This is a genomic window from Streptomyces sp. NPDC050448 (assembly GCF_040655295.1).
GTDB lineage: Bacteria > Actinomycetota > Actinomycetes > Streptomycetales > Streptomycetaceae > Streptomyces.
Window position 1 is genome coordinate 145,230 of the sequence record NZ_JBFAJR010000016.1, and the last position, 23,865, is coordinate 169,094.

At 70.9% G+C, this 23,865-nt stretch carries 20 protein-coding genes; 13 read left to right on the top strand and 7 right to left on the bottom strand.

What is annotated here, in order from left to right; genetic code table 11:
• Window positions 1-53 precede the first annotated feature (53 nt).
• Window positions 54-752 carry a hypothetical protein gene (locus AB0I68_RS20675; protein WP_363178779.1) on the bottom strand — a complete coding sequence of 233 codons (699 nt, stop codon included), beginning with the start codon at window positions 750-752 and terminating at the stop codon, window positions 54-56.
• A complete protein-coding gene (eccE, locus tag AB0I68_RS20680) occupies window positions 749-2,026 on the bottom strand; it encodes a type VII secretion protein EccE (RefSeq protein WP_363178780.1) in 1,278 nt (425 codons plus the stop codon). The genes AB0I68_RS20675 and eccE overlap by 4 nt, the downstream gene beginning before the upstream one ends.
• 274 nt (window positions 2,027-2,300) lie before the next feature.
• Here eccE and eccB point away from each other — a divergent pair, with 274 nt between their 5' ends.
• The 4 genes from eccB (at window position 2,301) to AB0I68_RS20700 (ending at window position 6,098) form a co-directional block, all read left to right on the top strand.
• Entirely contained in the window at window positions 2,301-3,896 is a 1,596-nt protein-coding gene (gene eccB, locus AB0I68_RS20685; protein ID WP_363178781.1) for a type VII secretion protein EccB, read from the top strand.
• A gap of 17 nt (window positions 3,897-3,913) precedes the next feature.
• Window positions 3,914-5,185 carry a type VII secretion-associated serine protease mycosin gene (gene mycP / locus AB0I68_RS20690; RefSeq protein WP_363178798.1) on the top strand — a complete coding sequence of 424 codons (1,272 nt, stop codon included), beginning with the start codon at window positions 3,914-3,916 and terminating at the stop codon, window positions 5,183-5,185.
• A gap of 213 nt (window positions 5,186-5,398) precedes the next feature.
• Complete coding sequence (locus AB0I68_RS20695; RefSeq protein ID WP_363178782.1) at window positions 5,399-5,734, top strand: WXG100 family type VII secretion target; 336 nt, start codon at window positions 5,399-5,401, stop codon at window positions 5,732-5,734.
• 55 nt (window positions 5,735-5,789) lie between these two features.
• Window positions 5,790-6,098 carry a WXG100 family type VII secretion target gene (locus AB0I68_RS20700; RefSeq protein WP_352214083.1) on the top strand — a complete coding sequence of 103 codons (309 nt, stop codon included), beginning with the start codon at window positions 5,790-5,792 and terminating at the stop codon, window positions 6,096-6,098.
• Window positions 6,099-6,175: 77 nt separating this feature from the next.
• Here AB0I68_RS20700 and AB0I68_RS20705 read toward each other — a convergent pair whose 3' ends face one another.
• The 3 genes from AB0I68_RS20705 to eccCa all read right to left on the bottom strand — a co-directional run bounded on the left by AB0I68_RS20705 (window position 6,176) and on the right by eccCa (window position 11,277).
• A complete protein-coding gene (locus AB0I68_RS20705) occupies window positions 6,176-6,421 on the bottom strand; it encodes a DUF397 domain-containing protein (protein ID WP_030303613.1) in 246 nt (81 codons plus the stop codon).
• A gap of 105 nt (window positions 6,422-6,526) precedes the next feature.
• Window positions 6,527-7,135, bottom strand: a complete 609-nt coding sequence (locus AB0I68_RS20710) for a hypothetical protein (protein ID WP_363178783.1) — start codon at window positions 7,133-7,135, stop codon at window positions 6,527-6,529.
• 176 nt (window positions 7,136-7,311) lie between these two features.
• Window positions 7,312-11,277: a type VII secretion protein EccCa gene (eccCa, locus tag AB0I68_RS20715; protein WP_363178784.1), complete on the bottom strand. Its 3,966-nt coding sequence runs from the start codon at window positions 11,275-11,277 to the stop codon at window positions 7,312-7,314.
• Between the two features lie 207 nt (window positions 11,278-11,484).
• Here eccCa and eccD point away from each other — a divergent pair, with 207 nt between their 5' ends.
• From eccD to AB0I68_RS20745, 6 genes are all read left to right on the top strand, one after another.
• On the top strand, window positions 11,485-12,990 hold the full coding sequence (eccD, locus tag AB0I68_RS20720) for a type VII secretion integral membrane protein EccD (RefSeq protein WP_363178785.1): 1,506 nt from the start codon (window positions 11,485-11,487) through the stop codon (window positions 12,988-12,990).
• 174 nt (window positions 12,991-13,164) lie between these two features.
• Window positions 13,165-13,452, top strand: a complete 288-nt coding sequence (gene rpsO, locus AB0I68_RS20725) for a 30S ribosomal protein S15 (RefSeq protein ID WP_030859744.1) — start codon at window positions 13,165-13,167, stop codon at window positions 13,450-13,452.
• A gap of 313 nt (window positions 13,453-13,765) precedes the next feature.
• The gene (locus AB0I68_RS20730; protein ID WP_363178799.1) at window positions 13,766-15,988 is read left to right on the top strand and encodes a polyribonucleotide nucleotidyltransferase; all 2,223 of its coding nucleotides are present in this window, start codon (window positions 13,766-13,768) and stop codon (window positions 15,986-15,988) included.
• Window positions 15,985-17,364, top strand: a complete 1,380-nt coding sequence (locus AB0I68_RS20735; RefSeq protein WP_363178786.1) for a pitrilysin family protein — start codon at window positions 15,985-15,987, stop codon at window positions 17,362-17,364. The genes AB0I68_RS20730 and AB0I68_RS20735 overlap by 4 nt, the downstream gene beginning before the upstream one ends.
• An 83-nt stretch (window positions 17,365-17,447) precedes the next feature.
• Window positions 17,448-18,203, top strand: a complete 756-nt coding sequence (gene dapB / locus AB0I68_RS20740) for a 4-hydroxy-tetrahydrodipicolinate reductase (RefSeq protein WP_363178787.1) — start codon at window positions 17,448-17,450, stop codon at window positions 18,201-18,203.
• Window positions 18,204-18,222: 19 nt separating this feature from the next.
• Window positions 18,223-18,669, top strand: a complete 447-nt coding sequence (locus AB0I68_RS20745; RefSeq protein WP_363178788.1) for a hypothetical protein — start codon at window positions 18,223-18,225, stop codon at window positions 18,667-18,669.
• 79 nt (window positions 18,670-18,748) lie between these two features.
• On the opposite strand, the gene AB0I68_RS20750 is transcribed toward AB0I68_RS20745, so the two are convergent.
• Both AB0I68_RS20750 and AB0I68_RS20755 read right to left on the bottom strand, forming a co-directional pair.
• Window positions 18,749-19,315 carry a PH domain-containing protein gene (locus tag AB0I68_RS20750; RefSeq protein WP_363178789.1) on the bottom strand — a complete coding sequence of 189 codons (567 nt, stop codon included), beginning with the start codon at window positions 19,313-19,315 and terminating at the stop codon, window positions 18,749-18,751.
• A gap of 48 nt (window positions 19,316-19,363) precedes the next feature.
• Window positions 19,364-19,627: a hypothetical protein gene (locus AB0I68_RS20755; RefSeq protein WP_363178790.1), complete on the bottom strand. Its 264-nt coding sequence runs from the start codon at window positions 19,625-19,627 to the stop codon at window positions 19,364-19,366.
• Window positions 19,628-19,885: 258 nt separating this feature from the next.
• Between AB0I68_RS20755 and thyX the strand changes: the two genes are divergently transcribed.
• The 3 genes from thyX (at window position 19,886) to AB0I68_RS20770 (ending at window position 23,577) form a co-directional block, all read left to right on the top strand.
• Window positions 19,886-20,626, top strand: coding sequence for an FAD-dependent thymidylate synthase (gene thyX / locus AB0I68_RS20760; protein ID WP_266636204.1), 741 nt, complete (start codon window positions 19,886-19,888; stop codon window positions 20,624-20,626).
• A 248-nt stretch (window positions 20,627-20,874) separates the two neighbouring features.
• A complete protein-coding gene (gene dapA / locus AB0I68_RS20765; protein ID WP_363178791.1) occupies window positions 20,875-21,774 on the top strand; it encodes a 4-hydroxy-tetrahydrodipicolinate synthase in 900 nt (299 codons plus the stop codon).
• Between the two features lie 117 nt (window positions 21,775-21,891).
• Window positions 21,892-23,577, top strand: coding sequence for a ribonuclease J (locus AB0I68_RS20770; RefSeq protein WP_363178792.1), 1,686 nt, complete (start codon window positions 21,892-21,894; stop codon window positions 23,575-23,577).
• Window positions 23,578-23,865 lie beyond the last annotated feature (288 nt).

Genomic DNA, 23,865 nt, shown 5'->3' on the forward strand with positions numbered 1-23,865 from the left:
CGGCCGGCCCCGCCCCCGGCCCGCCGCCCCCGGCCAGGGGTGGGGCAGGGCGGTCAGTCGATGCGGCGGGAGGGGCCCAGGAGGCCCGTTTCCGCCTCCGTGCCCTGGGTCATCACGAACTGGCGGTCCCGCGGCGTGCACCACAGGGTGACCCCGTCGCCCAGCGTCGGCAGTGAATCCACCGCAGCCCGCGGCAGGTTCATCAGGCGGCCGAGCTGTTCCGCCTCGTCCGGGGACACCCGCTGGACGCCCACCAGCGACGAGTTCTGCAGCAGCCTCGGCGCTGTCGGGCTCAGGTACGGCAGCAGCGTCAGCACCGACTGCCAGGGGCCCGCCACCACGCGCCCGCGCGGCGGCCGCATCCCGCAGTCGCGGATCACCAGCACCGGGCTGCCCGCCGACGCGCCCTGCGGCGGCACCCGGCCGACCTCGTGCAGGGTCACGCACTGCTGGCCGCCGCCCGCAGCCTGGGCCAGCCCCGACCACGCCTGCCCGCGGCCGGTCTCCACGGCCACCCGTGCGCCCGTGGCCGCCGCGCGCAGCGCCAGCACCTGCGCCGTCCACAGACCGCCGATCAGCGTCACCTCGTACGGCGTCGGCCGGTTGATGCCGAGCACCGCCGGACGGCCTTCGGCGTCCACACCGATGACGACCCCGTCGTCCCCGACCGGCAGCGCCAGCGTGTCCAGGTCCACCGCGGGGACCGCGTGCCGTTCCCGGCGCGGGCCGATCAGCCCGAACCCGCCTCTCATCGCGCCCCTCCCAGCGGCAGCGAAGCCAGCAGCCCCGGTACCTGTTCACGGTCGAGCCGGACCAGCCCGGTGCGCACACCGCGGGCCGTCCGTTCCAGTTCCCGGCGGGCCGCGACCAGTTCCTCGTCGCTGCGCCCCGTGACCCGTACGTGGCCGGTCAGCGTCACGCCCTGGCGCTCCGCCGGTGCCATCGTCAGGCTGAAGTTCGTGGCCAGCGCCGGCAGCGAGGTCAGCAGTGCCACGAACTGCGGCAGCGACGCCGCCCCGCTGCCGCCGAGCTGCGGCCAACGGCCTATCCAGTACGTGGTGTGCCGCCGGTCGTCGCAGCGCCAGATCCGCGCCGTCTCCTCCGTCCGCCGGCCGGTGCTCGCAGAGCGCCCCGCCTGCGTGATCGCCATCGGGTTCGCGCACGAGGACGTGGCCAGCGCGGCCGTCAGCTCCTGCTCGGTCAGCACGGTCGCCCGGAAGCCGGCACCGGTCAGCCGGCTCGCCAACTGGTCGGCGGCCCGCACCACACAGCGCTGTGCGCCGGCGAGCCCGCCGCCGCGCGCGGTGACCGCCTCGGGGCACAGCTCCGGGTCGAGCTTGAGCGCGATCCAGGTCAGCCGCACCGCCGGAGTGCCCGTAGTGGCCTGCAGCGGCGCGTAGTTGCGGGTGGCCATCGACTGGGCCGGCAGATGCGGGGCCGGCGCGGGCTGGGTGTGCTGCACCAGCTGCGCGGACTCCAGCCGGATGCCGTCGACTTCGAGGATGTCCCGTACGACGGCCAGCGGCAGCGGACGGGCGCCGCGGTCGGGCCGCAGCGCGGTGGCGTCCATGTCCACCTGGACGACGGCGGTCAGGAACGTCCCGTCACCGACCATCCCGACGGGCCGCCGGTCGCGGTCGCTGAACGTGAGGGTCCGCAGCGCCGGATCGGCCTCGACGAGCGGGGCCAGCCCCGGCTCGGTGCCCGCGGGCACCGCGAACGCCGCGGCCCGGCGCCGCCGGGAGCGCAGCGCGAGCGCGCTGCCGATCCACTCGGGCAGGGAGCGCTGGTGGCGGCGTACGACGGCGAGCACCACGAGGACGAGCGCCAGCACACCGGCGGGAACCAGGAGCAGCGGCTCCACGACCCAGGCCACCAACAGGGCGGCCGCGGCGATCTGGAGCAGTACGAGTTGTTGCAATCGGAACGGACCGAAGCGGCCCGGGCTCGACTTCGGATACGGCGTCACCCCGCCGCGTGTGGGTGCGGGCGCGCCCGTCTGCGGCTGAGTCGCGGTGGCCGTCACTCGCCCACCTCCCCTTTCCGTGGCCATGCCCCGTGAGTGCCGGAGCTGGGCGCTGCCCGCCGCATGACCCCGGAATCTCCCCAATCCACCCCAACAAGCCCTGATGCCCCGACGACCCCTGAATGGTGTGGTCCGGAAAGGCAGTGAGCGGCAGCCTCACCCTACCCGGCCCGTACGCACCCTCCACCAAGAGGCATAGTAGGTCCCCGGTCCGACAATCGAGGCCCGGGGACCGTACTCACCTACCGGGCCGTGCGGGGAGAAGCAGGCGGTCATGGCATCACGACGTGATGAACTCAACGCGTACACCTTTGCGAAGCGGCGCACGGTGGCCGCGTTCCTCCAGCCTTCCGCCACGGGCTCCGAGGAAGGTGCGCCGCGTCCGCTGCGCGCGGTCCTGCCCGGGCTGGTGGCGGGGGCGCTCGTCCTCGCCGCGTTCGGCGCCTGGGGGATGTTCAAGCCGCAGGCCCCCAAGGGCTGGGACGAGGCCGGCACCAAGGTCATCGTGGGCAAGCAGTCGACGACCCGGTACGTGGTGCTGACCACCAAGGTGAACGGCAAGGACCAGACCCGGCTGCACCCGGTGCTCAACCTCGCTTCCGCCCGACTCCTGCTGGATCCGCAGAAGTTCAAGGTTATCCAGATCGACGACAAGATCCTGGACGCGGGCAAGCCGCCGCGCGGGCCCATCATCGGCATCCCGTACGCCCCCGACCGGCTGCCGGCACCGCAGGACGCCGGCAAGGCCAAGCGCTGGGCCGTCTGCCAGGCGCCGGGCGGCAACGGCAAGACCGTGCAGACGGCGACCTTCGTCCTCGCCGACCGGGAGGCGGGCCTGATGGACGACGCCCGCAAGGTCACCGACAGCCAGATGCTGTACGTGCAGAGCACGGGCGGGGCCAAGGAGCGCTACCTGGTCGACGCCGCGGGGACGAAGTACAAGCTCCCCGAAGGCGGCGCGGACGCGGGGAAGATGACCAACGCGCTGGTCGGCAGCACCGGCGCCACCCCGCAGCAGGTCACCGAGCAGTGGCTGGCCACCCTCAACTCCGGGGACGACCTGGCCTTCCCGCAGCTGCCCGCCGCGGCCGGCACGAAGGCCGACGTCCAGGGCCTGACCACCGGCGACAACAAGGTCGGCATGGTGCTGAAGGCGCAGACCGGCTCCGGTGCGCAGCACTACGTCGTGCTGCCCGGGAAGGTCGCCCCGGTCTCCGACTTCGTGGCGTGGCTGCTGATTTCGGCGCCCGCGACCGACGGCCTCAACATGCACGGAAAGCCCCGCGAGGTCGACCTCCAGTCGCTCAACCCGGATGCCACGGCGTTCAAGGGCGAGGCCAAGTGGCCGCAGAAGAAGTCCGACCGGATCAACCAGGCCGCCGGCGCGGACACCGCGCAGGGCGCCGGCGCCCAGCACGCCGGCGCCCGCGACACCGTCTGCAACGTGCTGCGTTCGGTCGACGGCCAGGGCAACCAGACGCTGAGCACCTGGGCCGGCACCGGATTCCCCATCGACATCACCGCCAGCGGCACGAGCGCGTACGTCACGCCGGGCTCGGGACTGCTCTACACGCAGGTACAGGGCAAGCAGACCACGGCGGGCGGCTCCCTCTTCCTGGTCACCGACACCGGCCTGCGGTACGCGGTGCAGGCCAACGGGGACAGCGACGCCGAGAAGTCGAAGATCGGTGCCCCGGACCAGCAGAACGGCCAGGCCGGCGCGGACGGCCGCCCCGAGGCCAGCCAGGCGCAGATCCGGCTCGGCTACGGGACCGTCGCACCGGCCATGGTGCCCATCGCGTGGTCCGAGTTCCTCTCCAAGGGGCCGCGCCTGGACACCAACTCCGCCCGTCAGCCCCAGGGTTCGTGAGGACACCGCCGATGCCCATGCCCTCGTACACGCGCAGCGCACTCGCCACCGCGGCCCTCGCCGTGGCCGCCCTGTCCGGCACGACCGGTGCGGCAGCCGCGGCCGGCGGCGCCGCCACGGCCGTGCCGCACCCGGAACCCGTCCGCGCACCGGCCCTGAACCTCGCGGGCGCCGGCGAGTGCACCTTCCCGATGAAGAAGCAGATCGCCGACCGCCCCTGGGCCCTGCAGCGGCTGCTGCTCGACGCGCTCTGGGCGCAGACCAAGGGCAAGGACAAGGACGGCAAGCCCGTTCGCGTCGCGGTCATCGACACCGGCGTGGACCGCGCGAACCCGCAGCTCAGCGGCGCCATCGACGTCGGCGCGGGCAAGGACCTCGTCGACCCCAAGGGCGGCGACGGCACCACCGACACGGTCGGCCACGGCACCAAGGTGGCCGGGCTGATCGCGGCCCGCCCGCAGGACGGCACCGGCTTCGTCGGCCTGGCCCCCGACTCCACCATCATCCCGATCCGGCAGAACGACGGGCAGGGCAAGGGCAACGCACTCTCCCTGGGCCAGGCGATCGACCACGCGGTGTCCAAGGGCGCCCAGGTGATCAACATCTCCCAGGACACCGACGTCCCCCTGAGCGCCGACTCCGAGCTCGGCAAGGCCGTCCAGCGGGCCGTCGACGCGAAGGTCGTGGTCGTGGCCTCGGCGGGCAACGACGGCATGAGCGGCGAGAAGCGCAAGACCTACCCCGCGGCCTTCCCCGGCGTCCTCGCCGTGGCCTCCTCGGACCGCAACAACGAGCGGGCCGCCTTCTCCCAGCCCGGCGACTTCATCGGGGTCGCCGCACCCGGCGTCGACATGGTCTCCACCGTCCCCGGCTTCGGCCAGTGCATCGACAACGGCACCAGCTTCTCTGCTCCCTACGTCGCCGGAGTCGCCGCCCTGCTGCGCGCCAAGCACCCGGACTGGTCCCCGCAGGAGGTCGTCTGGCAGATCCAGGGGACCGCCGAGCGCTCGGTCAACGGCCGTGACGACTACGTCGGATGGGGCGTCGTCGACCCGGTGCGCGCGGTCACCCAGGACCACGACCGCCCCAAGGCCCCCGTCCCCGACCCCGGCCCGCCCCCGGCGGCCGCCCCCGAGGCGGCGGCGCTGCGGATGACCGAGACCGCGCAGGAACGCGAGGAGCGGTTCGGCACGTACGCTCTCGGGATCGGAGCCGTACTGATCGCGGTCATCGCGGGTACGGCGACGGTGGTCCGGGATGCCCGCAAGCGCCGAGGCCGTTTGCAGTGAACCGTCACAGTTCATCAACGGAAGCGGCCTGCCGGTGTTGGGACCGTCAGATGAACTGGCTAGAGTGACACCAGGCTTCACGACTGTGATCGGGGGATCGCGTGAGGCGGAGGGGGAATTCCAGGGCGCGTGGCAGGAGTCCGCGCCGGGAACGTCCGCTCTGCTGCGCAATCCGCCGGTTCTGCCGGCGAATTGAGAAGTGAGGAGCTTCGGATGAGCAATTTCGGACTCGCAGACGATCCGATCGTCCAGGCGAAGAACAAGATCGAGACGACGGCCAATGCCGTCACCACCCAGTCCCGCGAGCTGGCCGACATTCTCGCCACGGTGAGTGCCGGCTGGACCGGTGTGGGTGCCTCGGGCTTCGTTTCCGCCCAGACGGTCGTCAACGAGGACCACGACGAGATCCGTCGTCTGCTCGGGGTGCTGCACAACGCGGTCGCGCAGACCAAGAACCTCAGCAACGCGCAGGACGACGACGTGCGCGCGGCGTTCAAGACGGTACAGGCCTCCGCGGGCCAGGGCGGCTCCGGCCTCAACGGCATCTGACCTGCCCTTTTACGTCGTTCCCCACTCAGCTCAGCCCAGCGCGAAGGAGAAGAACATGGCTGGTTCCGACGGCCACACCAAGGTCCGGTATGAGAGCGTCCAGGAGATGGCGAACCGCATTCGGGTCGTCTCGAAGAAGATCATGACGGACCTGGAGGAGATGGACCAGGCCCTCAAGGTCGTCACCGACACCTGGGACGGTGAGGCGCACCAGGCGTACGTCACCCTCCAGGGGAAGTACAAGGGCAAGGCCGAGCACATGAAGAACCAGCTGGAGCAGGTCGCCCAGCTGATCGAGCGCGGCAAGGGCGACTACCGCGCCACCGACGTGAAGGCCTCGCGCCTGTTCACCGAGGCCTACTGAGCCCGGCAGTCGGCGTCCGTACGCCACGAGGGGGCGCGCCCGCACCGGGCGCGCCCCCTCGCGTTTCGGCCGCCGTGTCAGCGCGGGCCGCGGTCGAGGTCGAACTCCCCGTCCCTGGCCCCGAGTACGAAGGCCTCCCACTCGGCCGCCGTGTAGCGCAGGACGGTGTCCCGGTCGAGCGAGGACCGCATGGCGACGGCGCCCTCGGGCAGCCGCGCGATCTCGACCCGTTCCTCGTCGGGGCTGGTCCCGGGCGGGCCCTCCCACTCCACGCCGCTGATGTCGAGCGCGTACAGCTCGTCCTTCTCCTGCTGAGTGCCCATGTGCGGCCCTTCCCTCGGCGGTGCGGTGCTACCGCGGTCTTCCGTACCGATTATCGGTGCCGCGGGCGGGGACGGGGGAGTGTTTCCCCTTGATCACCCCCGCAGTCAGCCGCCGATCTGGCCGGCGAGCGCCCGGGCGAGGTCCTCGACCTGGTCCCGGCTCAGTCCGCTGTGCCCCGCGTCCCCGGCGGTCAGCAGCAGCGACGCGTCCCCGTCGCCGTCGAGTTCGAGCCGTACGGCGGCCACGTTGCCGCTCGTGGCCAGGACCGGCGTACCCGCCTTCGCCGCGGCCGTCTCCTCGCTGAACGGGATCAGGCCCTCGGGACCCACGCCGGCCGCCTTCGAGACCACGGGGAGCAGCACGGACAGCGCCTGCGGCTTCTGCGTCGCGACGGTGTGCACCTCCAGGTCCTCCTGCCCGATGTGGAAGACGCAGCTCACCAGCGCCCCGGGATTGCGGGCCAGGGGGGCGTCCCGGTCGGCTCCCTCGCCGGTCTCGGCCGAGATGGCGGGCAGCACGCCCCGGGCATGCCCCGGACCCGCGTCCCCCGCCACCCCGGCGGCCGTGGCCGCCTTGGCGAAGTCGTAGGGCAGGGGGCACTCGATGCCGCCCTCCGGATCGACTCCGCCGGCGATCTCCTGCAACTCGTCCACGCTGAGGGCGTCCCCGCCCCGGCAGCCGGCCAGCAGGACCGCGGCGGCGACGAGGGCCACCGGGGCCGCATACCGGCGGCTGCGCTGTCTCTGACGTCGTATCACCGTGTGTTCAGCCTCTCTCAAAGGATCACGTGGACGCCACACCGGGCCACGATGCGAACAGGGCGGTGCCGAAAAAGCGGGGCCCGGTCGCCCAGGCCCCGCCTCTCACAGCCGCATCCCGCAGCCGTTTCTCACATCCCCGGCAGCCGTCCCAGCTGCACGAGCGACGTTCCCCGCTTGCGCGAGGAGAAGTACGCCCGGCCCGGCGGCATCGGCCGCGGCCGGACACTGCCGATCAGGTCGCCCTCGGACGGGTCGCCCGACAGCACCACGCCCTGCGCGCCGAGCTCCTTGATGCGCTGCATGAACGGCTCGTACAGCGAACGCGAGGCACCCGCCGAGTTGCGCGCGATGATGAAGCGGACACCGGTGTCCCGGGCGAACGGCAGGAACTCGACCAGCGGGGCCAGCGGGTTGCCCTGGCTGGTGGCCACCAGGTCGTAGTCGTCGATGACGATGAACACGTCCGGGCCGGTCCACCAGCTGCGGTCGCGCAGCTGCTGCGGGGTGACGTCGGTCGGCGGCTGCCGCCGGGAGAACACGCCGCCCAGCGCCTCCATGTGCGTCTGCAGGGAGTTCGCCATCGGCGCGTACTCCAGCAGGTGCTCCTCCGGCAGCGCACCGAGCAGGCTGCGCCGGTAGTCGCCGACGACGAGGCGGGCCTGGTCCGGGGTGTACCGCTCCGCGATCTGCTGGCAGATCAGCCGCAGCAGGTTCGTCTTGCCCGACTCGCTCTCGCCGAACACGAGGAAGAACGGGTCGCTCTCGAAGTCGACGAACACCGGCTCCAGGTCCGTCTCGTCGATGCCGATGGCCAGCCCGCGGCCGGGCTGGTCCCCGCCCCTGGGCAGCTGGTCGGCGTGCAGCAGCCGCGGCAGCAGCCGTACGCCGGGAGCCGCGGCCCCCGCCCAGTTCTGCTTCACCACCGACACGAAGGCGGCCGTGGCCTCCGAGAGGTCCTCCGGGTCGTGCGCGCCGTCGATCCGCGGCAGCGCGCCCAGGAAGTGCAGCTTCTCCGCCACCTGGCCGCGGCCCGGCATCCCCGTCGGCACGTTCGCCGCGACCTTGCGGTCGAACTCGGAGTCCATGACGTCGCCGAGGCGCAGCTCCAGCCGGTTCAGCATCTGGTCCTTGAGCGCGGCCCGCACCTCCATGTACCGCGCCGCGGTGATCACCACGTGGATGCCGTAGCCCAGACCGCGCGAGGCGATGTCCGTGACGATCGACTCCAGGCCCTCGTACTCGGTCCGGAAGCCGCCCCAGCCGTCGATGAGGAGGAACACGTCGCCCCACGCCTCGCCGGGCAGCTCGCCCGCCGCGCGCCGCCGCCGGTACGTGCCGATGGAGTCGACGTTGTTCGCGCGGAAGAACTCCTCGCGGCGGTTGAGGATGCCCCCCACCTCCGCGACCGTACGCCGCACCCGCTCCGGGTCCAGGCGCGAGGCGATCCCGCCCACGTGCGGCAGCTCCGCCACCGCCGACAGGCTGCCGCCGCCGAAGTCCAGCCCGTAGAACTGCACCTCGCGGGGCGTGTGCGTCAGGGCGAACGAGGAGATCAGCGTCCGCATCAGCGTCGACTTGCCCGACTGCGGACCGCCGACCACCATCATGTGACCCGCCGCACCCGAGAAGTCCCGGTACAGCACCTCGCGGCGCTGCTCGAAGGGCTTGTCGATGAGGCCGAGCGGTACGACGAGCCCGCCGGGCCGCGTGTACCCCTCCGCGCGCAGACCGCGCTCCGCCGAAGGCGCCAGCGCGGGCAGCAACTGGTCCAGCGGCGGGGCCTGGTCGAGCGGCGGCAGCCACACCTGGTGCGCCGGCACCCCCTGGCCCTCCAGCCGGGCCACGATCACGTCCAGCACCGTGTCGGCGAGCGCGTCGTCCTCCCGCTGCGACTGCGCCGCCAGGTACGCCGGGTCCGGCGCCGCGTACACGACCGGCACCGGCGTCGCCGTGAACAGGGCGGGACGCCGCTCCACCGGGAACAGGCCCACCGACAGGTCCGGCCCGCCCGAGCGGTAGGTGCCCGAGACGTACGCCGCCTTGAACCGCGTCATCTCGTCCGTACCGAACTTCAGATAGCCCGAACCCGGCACCGACGGCAGGTGGTACGCGTCCGGCACGCCGATCGCGGTCCGCGACTCCGCCGCCGAGAAGGTCCGCAGACCGATCCGGTACGACAGGTACGTGTCCAGCCCGCGCAGCTTGCCCTCCTCCAGGCGCTGCGAGGCCAGCAGCAGGTGCACGCCCAGCGAACGGCCGATGCGGCCGATCTGGATGAACATGTCGATGAAGTCGGGCTTCGCGGTCAGCAGCTCGCTGAACTCGTCGATGACCAGCACCAGCGAGGCCAGCGGCTCCAGCGGGGCACCCGCCGCGCGCGCCTTCTCGTAGTCGTGGATGTTCGCGTAGTTGCCCGCCGAGCGCAGCAGTTCCTGCCGGCGCTGCAGCTCGCCGCGGATCGAGTCGCCCATGCGGTCCACGAGCGTGAGGTCGTCCGCCAGGTTGGTGATGACCGCGGCCACGTGCGGCATCTGCCCCATGCCCGTGAAGGTCGCACCGCCCTTGAAGTCCGCGAGGACGAAGTTCAGCGTCTCCGAGGTGTGCGTGACCGCAAGGCCCAGCACCAGCGTGCGCAGCAGCTCCGACTTTCCGGAACCGGTCGCACCCACGCACAGGCCGTGCGGGCCCATGCCCTCCTGCGCGGCCTCCTTGAGGTCCAGCATGACCGGGGCGCCGTCCTCGCCGACACCGATCGGCACGCGCAGCCGCTCACCGGCGGAGCGCGGCCGCCAGGTCCGGGCCACGTCGATCGAGGCCGCGTCGCCCAGGTTCAGCAGATCCGTGAAGTCCAGGTTGGCCAGCAGCGGTTCGTCGTCGTCTCCGCCACCCGTGCGCAGCGGCGCCAGCTGCCGCGCGAGCGCCTCCGCCGCGGGCAGCGACAGCGTGTCCGGTACGCCCTCGTACGCGATCCCCCCGCCCGACTCCAGCCGCAGCCGGCCCGGCCGCACCACGACCGACAGCCCGCCGCGCGGCTCGTCCAGCTCGCCCGCGACCACCTCGACGATGGTCACGCCCTGCAGCCCCTCGGCCGCCGCGAACGCCGAGTCCGGCGGCACCAGGCCGCCACGGGAGTTCGCGTCCAGCACGACGACCAGGTGCGGCTGGTCCAGCACCGGGGACACGTCCCGGCTGAACCGCGGCCGCCCCTCCAGCCGGGGCGCCAGCAGCCCCTCCAGCTCGGTCAGGTCATCGCTGAACAGGCGCTTCGTACCGGCCCCGTCGACCTGCCCCGGGACCTGCGTGTGCGGCAGCCACTTCGTCCAGTCCCACGAGGGCACCGCGCCGGGAGCGGCCACGACGGCCACCACCAGGTCCTCGGGGGAGTGCAGCGTCGCCAGCTGCGCCACCAGCGCCCGCGCCGCCCCGCGCGCCGACTCCGGCTCCCCGGACACCGTCACGTGGTAGAACGCCCGCAGCGACACCGCCACCGGCAGCCCGTCCAGCGAGGAGTGCACCTTCAGGAAGCGCTGCATCGCGCCCGCCGTCAGCGGCTCCAGCTCGTCCACCGGCGCCGTGTCCGGCGCGACCAGCGGAGTCGAGAGGCGCTGCGCGCCCAGCCCGAGCCGGGCCTGCCCGAAGTCCTCGTCGCCGACGCGCCGCTCCCACAGCCGCGAGCCCTCGGCCACCACCGACCACAACTGCTCGGGGGCCGGGTGCAGATACAGCTGCGCATCGCGCTGCGCCCGCGCGGTCCTGCGGACCTGACGGCGGGTCTGCGCGAGATATTTCAGGTAGTCCCGGCGCACATCGGCCATTTGCCCCTGCGTACCGCGCCGGTGGCGCACCAGCTGGGCGAGGACCATGCCCACCGTGGACACCAGCATCAGCACACCCATGATGCGCATGAAGGGCGCCGCACCCGGCATGAAGAAGAAGACGACGGACGAGCCCATGCCGAGCATCGGCAGGAGCTGCATCAGCATGCCCTCCTGCTGCCCGCGCGGAAGCTCCGGCGGAGCCTCCAGCCTCAGCTCGTCCGAAGGAACTTCGGGCGGCAAGGACCGCGGCGGGCGTTTGACGACGATCTGACTCACCGGAGCATCAATCCCTCGAAAACGGACGGGACGTCGCTACCGGCGCCCCCAAGTCCCGGGCGCGAAGGGGGTCTCCCCTGCGCGACGGTGATCCTACTTGCCGACAGTCATGCATACTCCCGGTAGGGTGGCCCGCGCAGTATGCGCATCCGCGAATCCAAGGCGACGGCCCATGCACCCGCTTCGCCAACCAGGGGGGTCACACAGGTGAGTACGGCCGCAACGACGGGCTTCTGCAGGGTCACCGTCGTGGCTCCCGACAGCCGCATCGACGTCGCTCTCCCCGAGGACATCGCCGTCGCCGACGTCTATCCCGAACTCCTGCGCCTCACCGGCCAGACCCAGCCCGTCGGCGCTCCCACAGGTTTCCACCTGGTCCGCCGCGACGGCACGGTCCTCGACGGCGCCCGCACCCTCGCAGCCCAGCAGGTCCTCGACGGCGAGGTGCTGAGCCTGCGCCCGTTCGCCGAGTCGCTGCCGCCCGCAGTCTTCGACGACGTCTCCGACGCCGTCGCCTCCGCCGTCGTCCGCGACCGCCACCGCTGGAGCGACGACATGCTGCGCGGCGCGGGCCTGGCCGGCGCCGCCCTGCTGCTCGTCCTGCTCGGCTTCGTCCTCTGGTACGCCGACCCGGTCCGCCACGACATGCACGGCCTGCCCGGGATCATCGCCGGCGCCGTGGGCGTGCTCCTCACCGCCGCCGCCGGAGTGCGCGCCCGGGTCTACCGCGACCGCGGCTCCGCCGTCGCCCTCGGCCTCGGCGCCCTCCCGCACCTGCTGATCGCCGGCTCCGGGATCATCGCCGCCGCCGCCGGCGAGGGACCCGGCCGGCTCCAGTTCCTGCTCGGTTGCGTCTGCGTCCTGGTCGCCTCCGTCGCCCTGGTCGCTCTCACCCCCAACGGGGACGCACCCTTCGTCGCGGCCACCTTCCTCGCCGCCACCGGAACCCTGGCCACCTTCGTCGCCATCGTCACCGAGGCCTCCGCCACGGCGACCGCAGCGGTCTGCGCCCCCGTGGCCATCGGCCTCGTCGCCTTCCTGCCCGGCCTCTCCGCCCGCTTCGCCCGGCTGCCCATCGGCTACGCCGCCCCGCAGAGCGCCGCGGAGGACTACGAGACACCGGACCGCTACGAGACCGAGCCTTACGGAGACCCCTCCGGCTCCGAGCAGCATGACGCGGGCGCCCCGCTCGACGCCGAGGCCATAGCCGCCCAGGCCCGCCGCGGCCACGAGATGCTGCTCGGCCTGGTCGGCGGCTGCGCCGCGGTCGTCGTCGGCTCCGCCGCCGTCCTCGGCTTCTCCGACAACACCTGGGGCCGGCTGCTGGCCCTCGTCACCGGGCTGGCCATGCTGCTGCGCGCCCGCCTCTTCCGCTACACCTCCCAGGTCGTGTGCACCCTGGTCGCCGGCCTGGCCGCCATCGGACTGCTGATCCTCGGCCTGGCCCTGCACCCGCCGGCCGACCTGGTCCGGGATCTCGTCCAGTACCACGACCACGGCGGCCTGGACCTCCGTACGATCTGGCTCTCCGCCGCCGTCGCCGCCGGCGCGGCCCTCCTCGCCGGAATTGCGCTTGTCATCCCCCGCAAGGGCCTGTCACCCTTCTGGGGACGGCTGCTCGACCTCACCGAGGCGGCAGTACTGCTCAGCCTTGTCCCGCTGGCTCTCGCCGTGCTGGACGTCTACGCCCGGGCCCGCGCTCTCACCAGCTGAGACAGGGGCCGCGCGGCAGCCTGGTACGCTGTGTGACGGCCGTTTGTGTACGCGCCCCCGGAAATTCCTCTGGAGGCTGCGCTCAGCGGACCCCGCCTCCCGAGTTACGGAAGATCCCCAGAGAATTCGACCTGGGGCACTCGGTGGCCACGAAGACCTATACGAGGAGTACGCGTGTCGCTCGACGCCGCTACGAAGAAGCAGATCATCGCCGAGTTTGGTGCCAAGGAGGGCGACACCGGCTCCCCCGAGGTCCAGGTTGCGATGCTCTCCAAGCGCATCTCGGACCTGACCGAGCACCTCAAGACCCACAAGCACGACCACCACTCCCGCCGTGGTCTGCTGATCCTGGTCGGCCAGCGTCGCCGCCTGCTGCAGTACCTGGCCAAGAAGGACATCCAGCGCTTCCGCGCGCTGGTCGAGCGCCTCGGCATCCGCCGCGGTGCGGCCGGCGTCAAGTAAAGACGCTGTGAAGGGAGCGGTTCCCACACTGAGGGGGCCGCTCCCTTTGCTGTACGTGCTGTCGCTCTACATGCGGGACGTACCGGACGCTTTGTAGTCTGGACGCACGTGCATGGCGAACCACGTGCACAACTGAAGAGGAGGAGCGCCCTCCCTAAGCCGCCGGTCCTCGGTAGTGGTACCCGGAAAGCCCCACGGGCACCGAACCGGGTACTTCGATCGAAGACCGGCCCGCACGCAAGGAGCGCTTCTCCGCAACCGTCCGCAGCCACACGGGCAGTGGACGGAGACGACGAAAATGGAGAAAACGCTAGTGGAGAACGAGACCCACTACGCCGAGGCCGTCATTGACAACGGTTCCTTCGGCACTCGCACCATCCGCTTCGAGACGGGCCGCCTGGCCCGCCAGGCCGCCGGCTCCGCCGTTGCCTACCTGGACGACGACACGATGGTGCTTTCCGCCACCACCGCGTCGAAGAAGCCCAAGGACCAGCTCGACTTCTTCCCCCTGACGGTGGACGTCGAGGAGCGGCAGTACGCGGCTGGCAAGATCCCCGGCTCCTTCTTCCGCCGCGAAGGCCGGCCCTCCGAGGACGCGATCCTCACCTGCCGCCTGATCGACCGCCCGCTGCGCCCGTCCTTCAAGAAGGGCCTGCGCAACGAGATCCAGGTCGTCGCCACGATCATGGCGCTCAACCCGGACCACCTGTACGACGTCATCGCGATCAACGCCGCGTCCGCGTCCACCCAGCTGGCCGGTCTGCCCTTCTCCGGCCCGATCGGCGGCGTCCGCGTCGCGCTGATCCGCGGCCAGTGGGTGGCCTTCCCGACGCACACCGAGCTCGAGGACGCCGTCTTCGACATGGTCGTCGCGGGCCGCGTCCTGGAGGACGGCGACGTCGCGATCATGATGGTCGAGGCCGAGGCCACCGAGAAGACCATCACCCTGGTCAAGGGCGGCGCCGAGGCCCCGACCGAGGAGATCGTCGCCTCCGGTCTGGACGCCGCGAAGCCCTTCATCAAGGCCCTCTGCAAGGCCCAGGCCGACCTGGCCGCCAAGGCCGCCAAGCCCGAGGGCGAGTTCCCGGTCTTCCTGGACTACCAGGACGACGTGTACGAGGCCCTCGCGGCCGCCGTCAAGGGCGAGCTCTCCCAGGCGCTGACCATCGCGGGCAAGCAGGACCGCGAGGCCGAGCTGGACCGCGTCAAGGAGATCGCCGCCGAGAAGCTCCTCCCGGCCTTCGAGGGCCGCGAGAAGGAGATCTCCGCCGCCTACCGCAGCCTGACCAAGGCCCTGGTGCGCGAGCGCGTCATCAAGGACAAGGTCCGCATCGACGGCCGCGGCGTCACGGACATCCGTACGCTGGCCGCCGAGGTCGAGGCCATCCCGCGCGTGCACGGCTCGGCGCTGTTCGAGCGTGGCGAGACCCAGATCCTGGGCGTCACCACCCTCAACATGCTCCGTATGGAGCAGCAGCTGGACACCCTTTCCCCGGTGACCCGCAAGCGCTACATGCACAACTACAACTTCCCGCCGTACTCCGTCGGTGAGACCGGCCGCGTGGGCTCGCCCAAGCGCCGCGAGATCGGCCACGGCGCGCTCGCCGAGCGCGCGATCGTGCCGGTCCTCCCGACCCGCGAGGAGTTCCCGTACGCGATCCGCCAGGTGTCCGAGGCCCTCGGCTCCAACGGTTCGACGTCCATGGGCTCGGTCTGCGCCTCCACCATGTCGCTGCTGAACGCCGGTGTGCCCCTCAAGGCCCCCGTCGCCGGTATCGCCATGGGCCTGATCTCCCAGGAGATCGACGGCAAGACGCACTACGTCGCCCTCACCGACATCCTCGGTGCGGAGGACGCCTTCGGCGACATGGACTTCAAGGTCGCCGGCACCAAGGAGTTCGTGACCGCCCTCCAGCTGGACACCAAGCTGGACGGCATCCCGGCCTCCGTCCTGGCCGCGGCCCTCAAGCAGGCCCGCGACGCCCGCCTCCACATCCTCGACGTGATGATGGAAGCGATCGACACGCCGGACGCGATGTCCCCGTTCGCCCCGCGGATCATCACCGTCAAGATCCCGGTGGACAAGATCGGTGAGGTCATCGGCCCCAAGGGCAAGATGATCAACCAGATCCAGGAGGACACCGGCGCCGAGATCACGATCGAGGACGACGGCACCATCTACATCGGTGCCTCCGACGGCCCGGCCGCCGAGGCCGCCCGCGCCACGATCAACCAGATCGCCAACCCGACCATGCCGGAGGTCGGCGAGCGCTACCTGGGTACGGTCGTCAAGACCACCACCTTCGGTGCCTTCGTCTCCCTGATGCCCGGCAAGGACGGCCTGCTGCACATCTCGCAGATCCGCAAGCTCGCCGGTGGCAAGCGCGTGGAGAACGTCGAGGACGTGCTCGCGGTCGGCACCAAGGTCCAGGTCGAGATCGCCGAGATCGACCAGCGCGGCAAGCTCTCCCTGATCCCCGTGATCGACGGCGAGGCCGCCGGCGACGACGCTGACAAGGACGACTCCGACAAGTGACGTCGCGTAGTTCCCGTGTGACGGCCCGCCCCTCTTCGGAGGGGCGGGCCGTCGCCCGTACCCAAACCCTCCTCAAGGGCGAGAACGGCATCGGCACCGTCCGGCGCACGGTCCTCCCCGGCGGACTGCGCATCGTCACCGAGACGCTGCCCTCGGTCCGCTCCGCCACCTTCGGCATCTGGGCGCACGTGGGCTCCCGCGACGAGACGCCCACGCTCAACGGTGCCACGCACTACCTCGAGCACCTCCTCTTCAAGGGCACCGGCAAGCGCAGCGCCCTCGACATCTCCTCCGCGATCGACGCGGTCGGCGGCGAGATGAACGCCTTCACGGCGAAGGAGTACACCTGCTACTACGCACGGGTGCTCGACACCGACCTGCCGCTGGCGATCGACGTCGTCTGCGACATGCTCACCGGCTCGCTGATCCGCGAGGAGGACGTCGACGCCGAGCGCGGCGTCATCCTCGAAGAGATCGCGATGACCGAGGACGACCCGGGCGACTGCGTGCACGACCTGTTCGCGCACACGATGTACGGCGACACCCCGCTGGGCCGTCCCGTCCTCGGCACCGTCGACACGATCAACGCCCTCGGCGCCGACCGGATCCGCCGCTTCTACAAGAAGCACTACGACCCCCGCCATCTGGTGGTGGCCGCGGCCGGCAACGTCGACCACAACAAGGTCGTACGCCAGGTCCGTGCGGCCTTCGAGAACGCCGGCGCGCTCAAGCACACCGACGCCGAGCCGATCGGCCCGCGCTCCGGAGCCAAGCGCATCCGCACCTCCGGCCGCGTCGACCTGATCAACCGCAAGACCGAGCAGGCCCACGTGGTCCTCGGCATGCCCGGCCTGGCCCGCACCGACGAGCGCCGCTGGGCGCTCGGCGTGCTGAACACGGCCCTCGGCGGCGGCATGTCCTCCCGCCTCTTCCAGGAGGTCCGGGAGAAGCGCGGCCTGGCCTACAGCGTGTACTCGTACACCTCGGGCTTCGCCGACACCGGGCTCTTCGGCGTGTACGCGGGCTGCCGCCCGAACCAGGTCCACGACGTGCTGCGGATCTGCCGCGGCGAGCTCGACAAGGTCGTCTCCGAGGGGCTCACCGACGAGGAGATCAAGCGGGCGATAGGCCAGCTGTCCGGCTCCACCGTCCTCGGCCTGGAGGACACCGGCGCGATCATGAACCGCATCGGCAAGAGCGAGCTCTGCTGGGGCGACCAGATGTCGGTCGACGACATGCTGGCCCGGATCGCGTCCGTGACCCCGGACGACGTCCGCGCGGTCGCGCAGGATGTACTGGCCCAGAGGCCGTCGCTCGCGGTGATCGGCCCGCTGAAGGAGAAGCAGGCCGCCCGCCTCGACGAAGCGGTGGCCTGAGGCCCCGAGACCCTGACACCTTGAGGGCGCGGGCACCGGCCGCCGGCCGGTGCCCGGCCCCGTACGACAGGAAGCGAAGAAGCATGAGCAGCAAGCTGCGGGTGGCCGTTCTCGGCGCCCAGGGCCGCATCGGCTCCGAGGCGGTCAAGGCCGTCGAGGCCGCCGCCGACATGGAACTGGTGGCCGCCCTCGGCCGCGGCGACAAGCTGGAGACGGTGGCCGAGGCCGGCGCGCAGGTCGCGGTCGAGCTGACCACCCCTGCCTCGGTCATGGAGAACCTGGACTTCCTGATCCGCCACGGAATCCACGGAGTGGTCGGCACCACCGGCTGGACCGAGGAGCGCCTCGCCCAGCTGAACACCTGGCTCGCCGCCTCCCCGCAGACCGGCGTCCTCATCGCCCCGAACTTCTCCATCGGCGCCGTGCTCACCATGAAGTTCGCCGCCCAGGCCGCCCGCTACTTCGAGTCCGTCGAGGTCGTCGAGCTCCACCACCCGAACAAGGTCGACGCCCCCTCCGGCACGGCGACCCGCACCGCGCAGCTCATCGCCGCCGCCCGCGCCGAGGCCGGATGCGCCCCGCAGCCCGACGCCACCGCCACCGCCCTGGACGGCGCGCGCGGAGCGAACGTCGACGGCGTCCCGGTGCACGCGATCCGCCTGCGCGGCCTGCTGGCCCACCAGGAGGTGCTGCTCGGCGGCGAGGGCGAGACCCTGACCATCCGCCACGACTCCCTGCACCACAGCAGCTTCATGCCGGGCATCCTGCTCGGCGCGCGCCGCGTCGCGGCGACCCCGGGCCTCACGTTCGGCCTGGAAAACTTCCTCGACCTCGGCTGATGAGCAGGCAGTAGCACCCATGCGCGCGAAGATCACTTACTTCCTCACGGCCGCCGTCCTGGTCGTCTACTTCGTCCTGGTCGGCAGCCGGGGGGTGATGCTGCTCCGGCAGGGCACCTGGCTGACCGTGACGTTCGGTGCGGCCGTGCTGATCCTGCCGGTCATCGGTGTCTGGTTCCTCTGGAAGAACACGCAGTTCGTGACGAGGGCGAACCGGCTCGCGACCGAGCTGGAGACCGAGGGCGGACTGCCCGTGGACGAGCTGGAGCGGGACCAGTACGGCCGGATCCTGCGGGACTCCGCCGACGAGGTCTTCGCGCGCCGCAAGGCCGAGACGGAGGACGCGCCGGGGGACTGGCGCAGCTGGTTCCGCCTCGCCGTCGCGTACCACGACGCCCGCGACACCCCGCGGGCCCGCAAGGCCATGCAGCGGGCCATCGCCCTGCACGACGGGCCGCGCCGATAGGTTCCGGCCGTACAGGCCTGAGCGGATCCTGTACGGCCTTGCCATCCTGTACTGCCTTCCCGTGCAGCGCCCGTACGGGTCAGGCGGGCACGGCCCGGTATTCGTCGGCCCAGGCCTCGACCCTGTCGGCGGCCCGGTCGAACGCCTCGGTCCGCGACAGGAAATCGGCGTTGTGGTCGGTCAGCAGCACCGGCAGCTCCGCGCCGTCGCGCCCGGCCGCCGTCAGGGCCTGGCCCTGGACGGTCCGCGGCAGCCCCAGCCAGCGCACCGGCTGCTGGACCGTACGGACTTCGGCGATCTCGTCCCAGGTGACCGAGCGGGTCGTGAAGAAGCCCACCCGGCGAAGCCCCGCGGGGCTCACCCAGACGCCCGCCATGAGCAGCCGTACCGCCGTCCCGATCACGCCGAGCGCGGCCGCCAGGCAGACGCCGGCGCCGGCCCAGGCACCCGCGAACGCGATGATCATCGTGGCGAGCAGCATGAACGCCGCCAGCAGGAGCAGCAGGGCGGCGCCGGCCACCCGCCAGGGGCCGGGCCGGTAGGGCCGGCGCCAGCGGTCGGGGTCCTCGTGGGCGAGTACGTCGTCGCCGGCACTGTCTTCGTGCGCGTCGAACGCGCCGTCGGCCGTCAAGAAGGGCAGGGGCACGGCTGTACCTCACTCACATGCACGTTCGGTTGGGCTGTGCCCGTGAGGCTACCGCCCCTCGGAGGCCTCCGACTGCTGCGACTTGGCGGGCGCCTGGTGGGGTTGTAGTGCCGGCATGCCGAAGAGCAGGGCGCCGACGAGCCCCGCCACCACGGTCACCCCGACCAGACTACGGGCGGCTATCTGGGCCGTGCCCAGACGCTCGCGCGGCGGCGGAGTGACATTGCTGCGGAAACGGTCGGCCTCGGCGACGAAGGCGAACGGGACGGGTTCGCTGGGGGTACCGCCCAGCGGTGGCTGGGGGAGAAACATGGAGCGACTCTCCTCACGGTCAGGGCCTTGGGGCGGCGATGGCGGGTGCGTACGGCGTGTACTGGTGAAGACGTACGAGCCGCCCAATCCGTGCCGGAATTCGGGACATTAACCAAATTTTATGGCTGGGCGTCGGCTGAAAGGGTGGCCGAGCCGCCTCCGCGGCCTGCGCGGCATCCGCGCGAGAGCTGCACGGGGAGCCGCGAGGCGCGCCGTAGAGTGGGCGCGCCCCATGTGAGTCGTTCGGAAGGACCCCCGGTGAGCGAGACCGCCGCTTCAGACCTGAAACCAAGCTTCCGCAGTGATGTGACGGTGGAGCTGGTGAAGCACTCCGCCGCCGACTCCGACGTGCTGTGGGCCGCCCGTGTCTCCACGGCCGGTGAGCAGTCGCTCGAAGAACTGCAGAAGGACCCGGAGCGCTCCAAGGGCCTCATCAACTACCTGATGCGGGACCGCCACGGCAGCCCCTTCGAGCACAACTCGATGACCTTCTTCATCAGCGCCCCGATCTTCGTGTTCCGCGAGTTCATGCGGCACCGCGTCGGCTGGTCGTACAACGAGGAATCGGGCCGCTACAGGGAGCTCGAGCCGGTCTTCTACGTCCCGGACGCCGAGCGCAAGCTCGTCCAGGAGGGCCGCCCGGGCAAGTACGTCTTCGTCGAGGGCACCGCGGCGCAGCAGGAACTGACGGGCCGGGTCATGGAGGACTCGTACCGTCAGGCCTACGAGGCCTACCAGGAGATGCTGGCCGCGGGCGTGGCCCGCGAGGTTGCCCGTTCGGTCCTGCCGGTCGGACTTTTCTCCTCGATGTACGCCACCTGCAACGCGCGCTCGCTCATGCACTTCCTCGGCCTGCGCACGCAGCACGAGCTCGCGGCCGTCCCCTCCTTCCCGCAGCGGGAGATCGAGATGGTCGGCGAGAAGATGGAGCAGCACTGGGCCGCGCTCATGCCGCTGACGTACGCCGCGTACAACGCCAACGGTCGCGTCGCCCCGTAAGGACTGGTACAGCCCGATGGGCGCGGATGGACCCATTCCGTACGGATGTGCGGAGTCAAGTCTGAAGTGTCCGTATTGCCACGTTTCGTAAAGTTCATCTAGGCTGATCAAACGGACCCGGCACTGCTTGAACCCCCGAGCAGGCAGTGCCGGGATCCAACACTCCTGACAGCCCGTGCCGGGAGCCACCCCCTCTTGACGTCCCCCGAGGGACCACCGCGAGCATGGCAGCGAGTAGCGTGTTACCCATGGCTCCGATCTCGACTCCGCAGACCCCCTTCGGGCGGGTCCTCACCGCCATGATCACGCCGTTCACGGCTGATGGCGCACTCGACCTCGATGGCGCGCAGCGGCTCGCCGTCCACCTGGTGGACGCAGGCAACGACGGCCTGATCATCAACGGGACCACCGGCGAGTCCCCGACCACCACCGACGCGGAGAAAAACGACCTCGTACGAGCCGTCCTCGAAGCGGTCGGTGACCGTGCCCACGTCGTCGCCGGCATCGGCACCAACGACACCCGCCACACCCTCGAGCTCGCCCGCCAGGCCGAGCGCACCGGCGCTCACGGCCTGCTCGCGGTGACCCCGTACTACAGCAAGCCGCCGCAGGAAGGCCTCTACCGGCACTTCACGGCGATCGCCGACGCCACCGAGCTCCCGGTGATGCTCTACGACATCCCCGGCCGCAGCGGTGTCCCGATCAACACCGAAACCCTGGTGAGGCTCGCCGAGCATCCCCGTATCGTGGCCAACAAGGACGCCAAGGGCGACCTCGGCCGCGCCAGCTGGGCGATCGCCCAGAGCGGACTCGCCTGGTACTCCGGCGATGACATGCTGAACCTGCCGCTGCTGTCCGTCGGCGCCGTCGGCTTCGTCTCCGTGGTCGGCCACGTGGTCACCCCCGAGCTCCGCGCGATGCTCGAGGCCCACCTGGGCGGCGACGTACAGAAGGCCACCGAGATTCACCAGAAGCTGCTCCCCGTCTTCACCGGCATGTTCCGCACCCAGGGCGTGATCACCACCAAGGGCGCCCTGAACCTGCAGGGGCTGCCCGCGGGACCGCTGCGGCTCCCGCTGGTCGAGCTGACGGCCGAAGAGACGGCCCAGCTCAAGATCGATCTTGCCGCCGGCGGGGTACAGCTCTGACATCAGACTTCACAACTGAATAAGCAAGACGAACAAAACAGACGAATGCAAGTGCACGAATGACATGCGCGCCACGTGCCATATGAGGTACGTGGCGCGTGTGGTGAGGAGAGACTTTTGAGCCATCCGCATCCTGAACTCGGGCCGCCGCCGAAGCTCCCCAAGGGCGGCCTCCGGGTCACCCCCCTGGGCGGTCTCGGCGAGATCGGCCGCAACATGACCGTCTTCGAGTTCGACGGCCGCCTGCTGATCGTCGACTGCGGCGTTCTGTTCCCCGAGGAGGAGCAGCCGGGCATCGACCTGATCCTGCCGGACTTCTCGTCCATCCGGGACCGGCTCGACGACATCGAGGGCATCGTCCTCACGCACGGCCACGAGGACCACATCGGCGCCGTCCCCTACCTCCTCCGGGAGAAGCCGGACATCCCGCTGATCGGCTCCAAGCTGACGCTGGCCCTCATCGAGGCCAAGCTCCAGGAGCACCGGATCCGCCCCTACACCCTCGAGGTGAAGGAAGGCGACCGGGAGAACCTCGGCGTCTTCGACTGCGAGTTCATCGCGGTCAACCACTCCATCCCGGACGCCCTGGCCGTCGCCATCCGCACCCCCGCGGGCCTGGTGGTCGCGACCGGCGACTTCAAGATGGACCAGCTCCCGCTGGACAACCGCCTCACCGACCTGCACGCCTTCGCGCGTCTGAGCGAAGAGGGCATCGACCTCCTCCTCTCGGACTCGACGAACGCCGAGGTCCCCGGCTTCGTCCCGCCCGAGCGCGACATCTCGAACGCCATCCGCGGCGTCTTCGCGGGCGCCCAGAAGCGGATCATCGTGGCGAGCTTTGCCAGCCACGTCCACCGCATCCAGCAGATCCTGGACGCCGCGCACGAGTACGGCCGCCGCGTCGCCTTCGTGGGCCGTTCGATGGTCCGCAACATGGGCATCGCCCGTGACCTGGGCTATCTGCGGGTCCCGGCCGGCCTCGTCGTCGACGTGAAGACCCTCGACGACCTGCCGGACGACGAGGTCGTGCTCGTCTGCACGGGTTCCCAGGGCGAGCCGATGGCGGCCCTGTCCCGCATGGCCAACCGCGACCACCAGATCCGGATCGTCCCCGGCGACACGGTGATCCTCGCGTCGTCGCTGATCCCGGGCAACGAGAACGCGGTCTACCGCGTGATCAACGGCCTGACCCGCTGGGGCGCCAACGTCGTGCACAAGGGCAACGCCAAGGTGCACGTCTCCGGCCACGCCTCCGCGGGCGAGCTGCTGTACTTCTACAACATCTGCAAGCCGCGGAACCTCATGCCGGTCCACGGCGAATGGCGCCACCTGCGCGCCAACGCCGAGCTCGGCGCCATGACGGGCGTCCCGAAGGACCGCATCGTCATCGCCGAGGACGGCGTGGTCGTCGACCTGATCGACGGCAAGGCCCGGATCTCCGGCAAGGTCCAGGCCGGCTACGTGTACGTGGACGGCCTCTCGGTCGGCGACGTCACCGAGGCCTCCCTCAAGGACCGCCGGATCCTCGGCGACGAGGGCATCATCTCGGTCTACGTCGTGGTCGACAGCACCACGGGCAAGGTCGTCAGCGGCCCGAACATCCAGGCCCGCGGCTCCGGCATCGAGGACTCGGCCTTCACCTCGGTCATCCCGAAGATCGAGGAAGCCATCGCCCGCGCCGCCGCCGACGGCGTCGCGGAGCCGCACCAGATCCAGCAGCTCATCCGCCGGACCATGGGCAAGTGGGTCTCGGACGGCTACCGCCGCCGCCCGATGATCCTCCCGGTCGTCGTCGAGGTCTGACCTTCGCCGTAGCGCCGTCACTGGAGCGGGGCAACCGGATTTGCGTCCGGGGGCCCCGCTCCAGTACGTTTACGGCTCCACCTCGCACGGCACCCCGGCACATACGTGTGCCCGGACGTGTTCTGCGAGCGGGTGGGATTCAAGACCCAGGGAGACCTGATAAAGTCTGATCCGCCCGAAAGGGAAAGGCCCTCCAACGGCCACCGAATTCAATCCCACTCCGGAAACGGAGCGGAAAGAATCTGGTAAGGTTGGAATCGCCGGAAAGGGAAAACGCGAAAGCGAAGG

Coding starts and splice junctions, on each gene's coding strand:
- AB0I68_RS20675 (WP_363178779.1), bottom strand. CDS start 752: ATGAGAGGCGGGTTCGGGCTGATCGGCCCGCGCCGGGAACGGCACGCG.
- eccB (WP_363178781.1), top strand. CDS start 2,301: ATGGCATCACGACGTGATGAACTCAACGCGTACACCTTTGCGAAGCGG.
- mycP (WP_363178798.1), top strand. CDS start 3,914: ATGCCCTCGTACACGCGCAGCGCACTCGCCACCGCGGCCCTCGCCGTG.
- AB0I68_RS20695 (WP_363178782.1), top strand. CDS start 5,399: ATGAGCAATTTCGGACTCGCAGACGATCCGATCGTCCAGGCGAAGAAC.
- AB0I68_RS20700 (WP_352214083.1), top strand. CDS start 5,790: ATGGCTGGTTCCGACGGCCACACCAAGGTCCGGTATGAGAGCGTCCAG.
- AB0I68_RS20705 (WP_030303613.1), bottom strand. CDS start 6,421: ATGGGCACTCAGCAGGAGAAGGACGAGCTGTACGCGCTCGACATCAGC.
- dapB (WP_363178787.1), top strand. CDS start 17,448: ATGAGCAGCAAGCTGCGGGTGGCCGTTCTCGGCGCCCAGGGCCGCATC.
- AB0I68_RS20745 (WP_363178788.1), top strand. CDS start 18,223: ATGCGCGCGAAGATCACTTACTTCCTCACGGCCGCCGTCCTGGTCGTC.
- AB0I68_RS20755 (WP_363178790.1), bottom strand. CDS start 19,627: ATGTTTCTCCCCCAGCCACCGCTGGGCGGTACCCCCAGCGAACCCGTC.
- dapA (WP_363178791.1), top strand. CDS start 20,875: ATGGCTCCGATCTCGACTCCGCAGACCCCCTTCGGGCGGGTCCTCACC.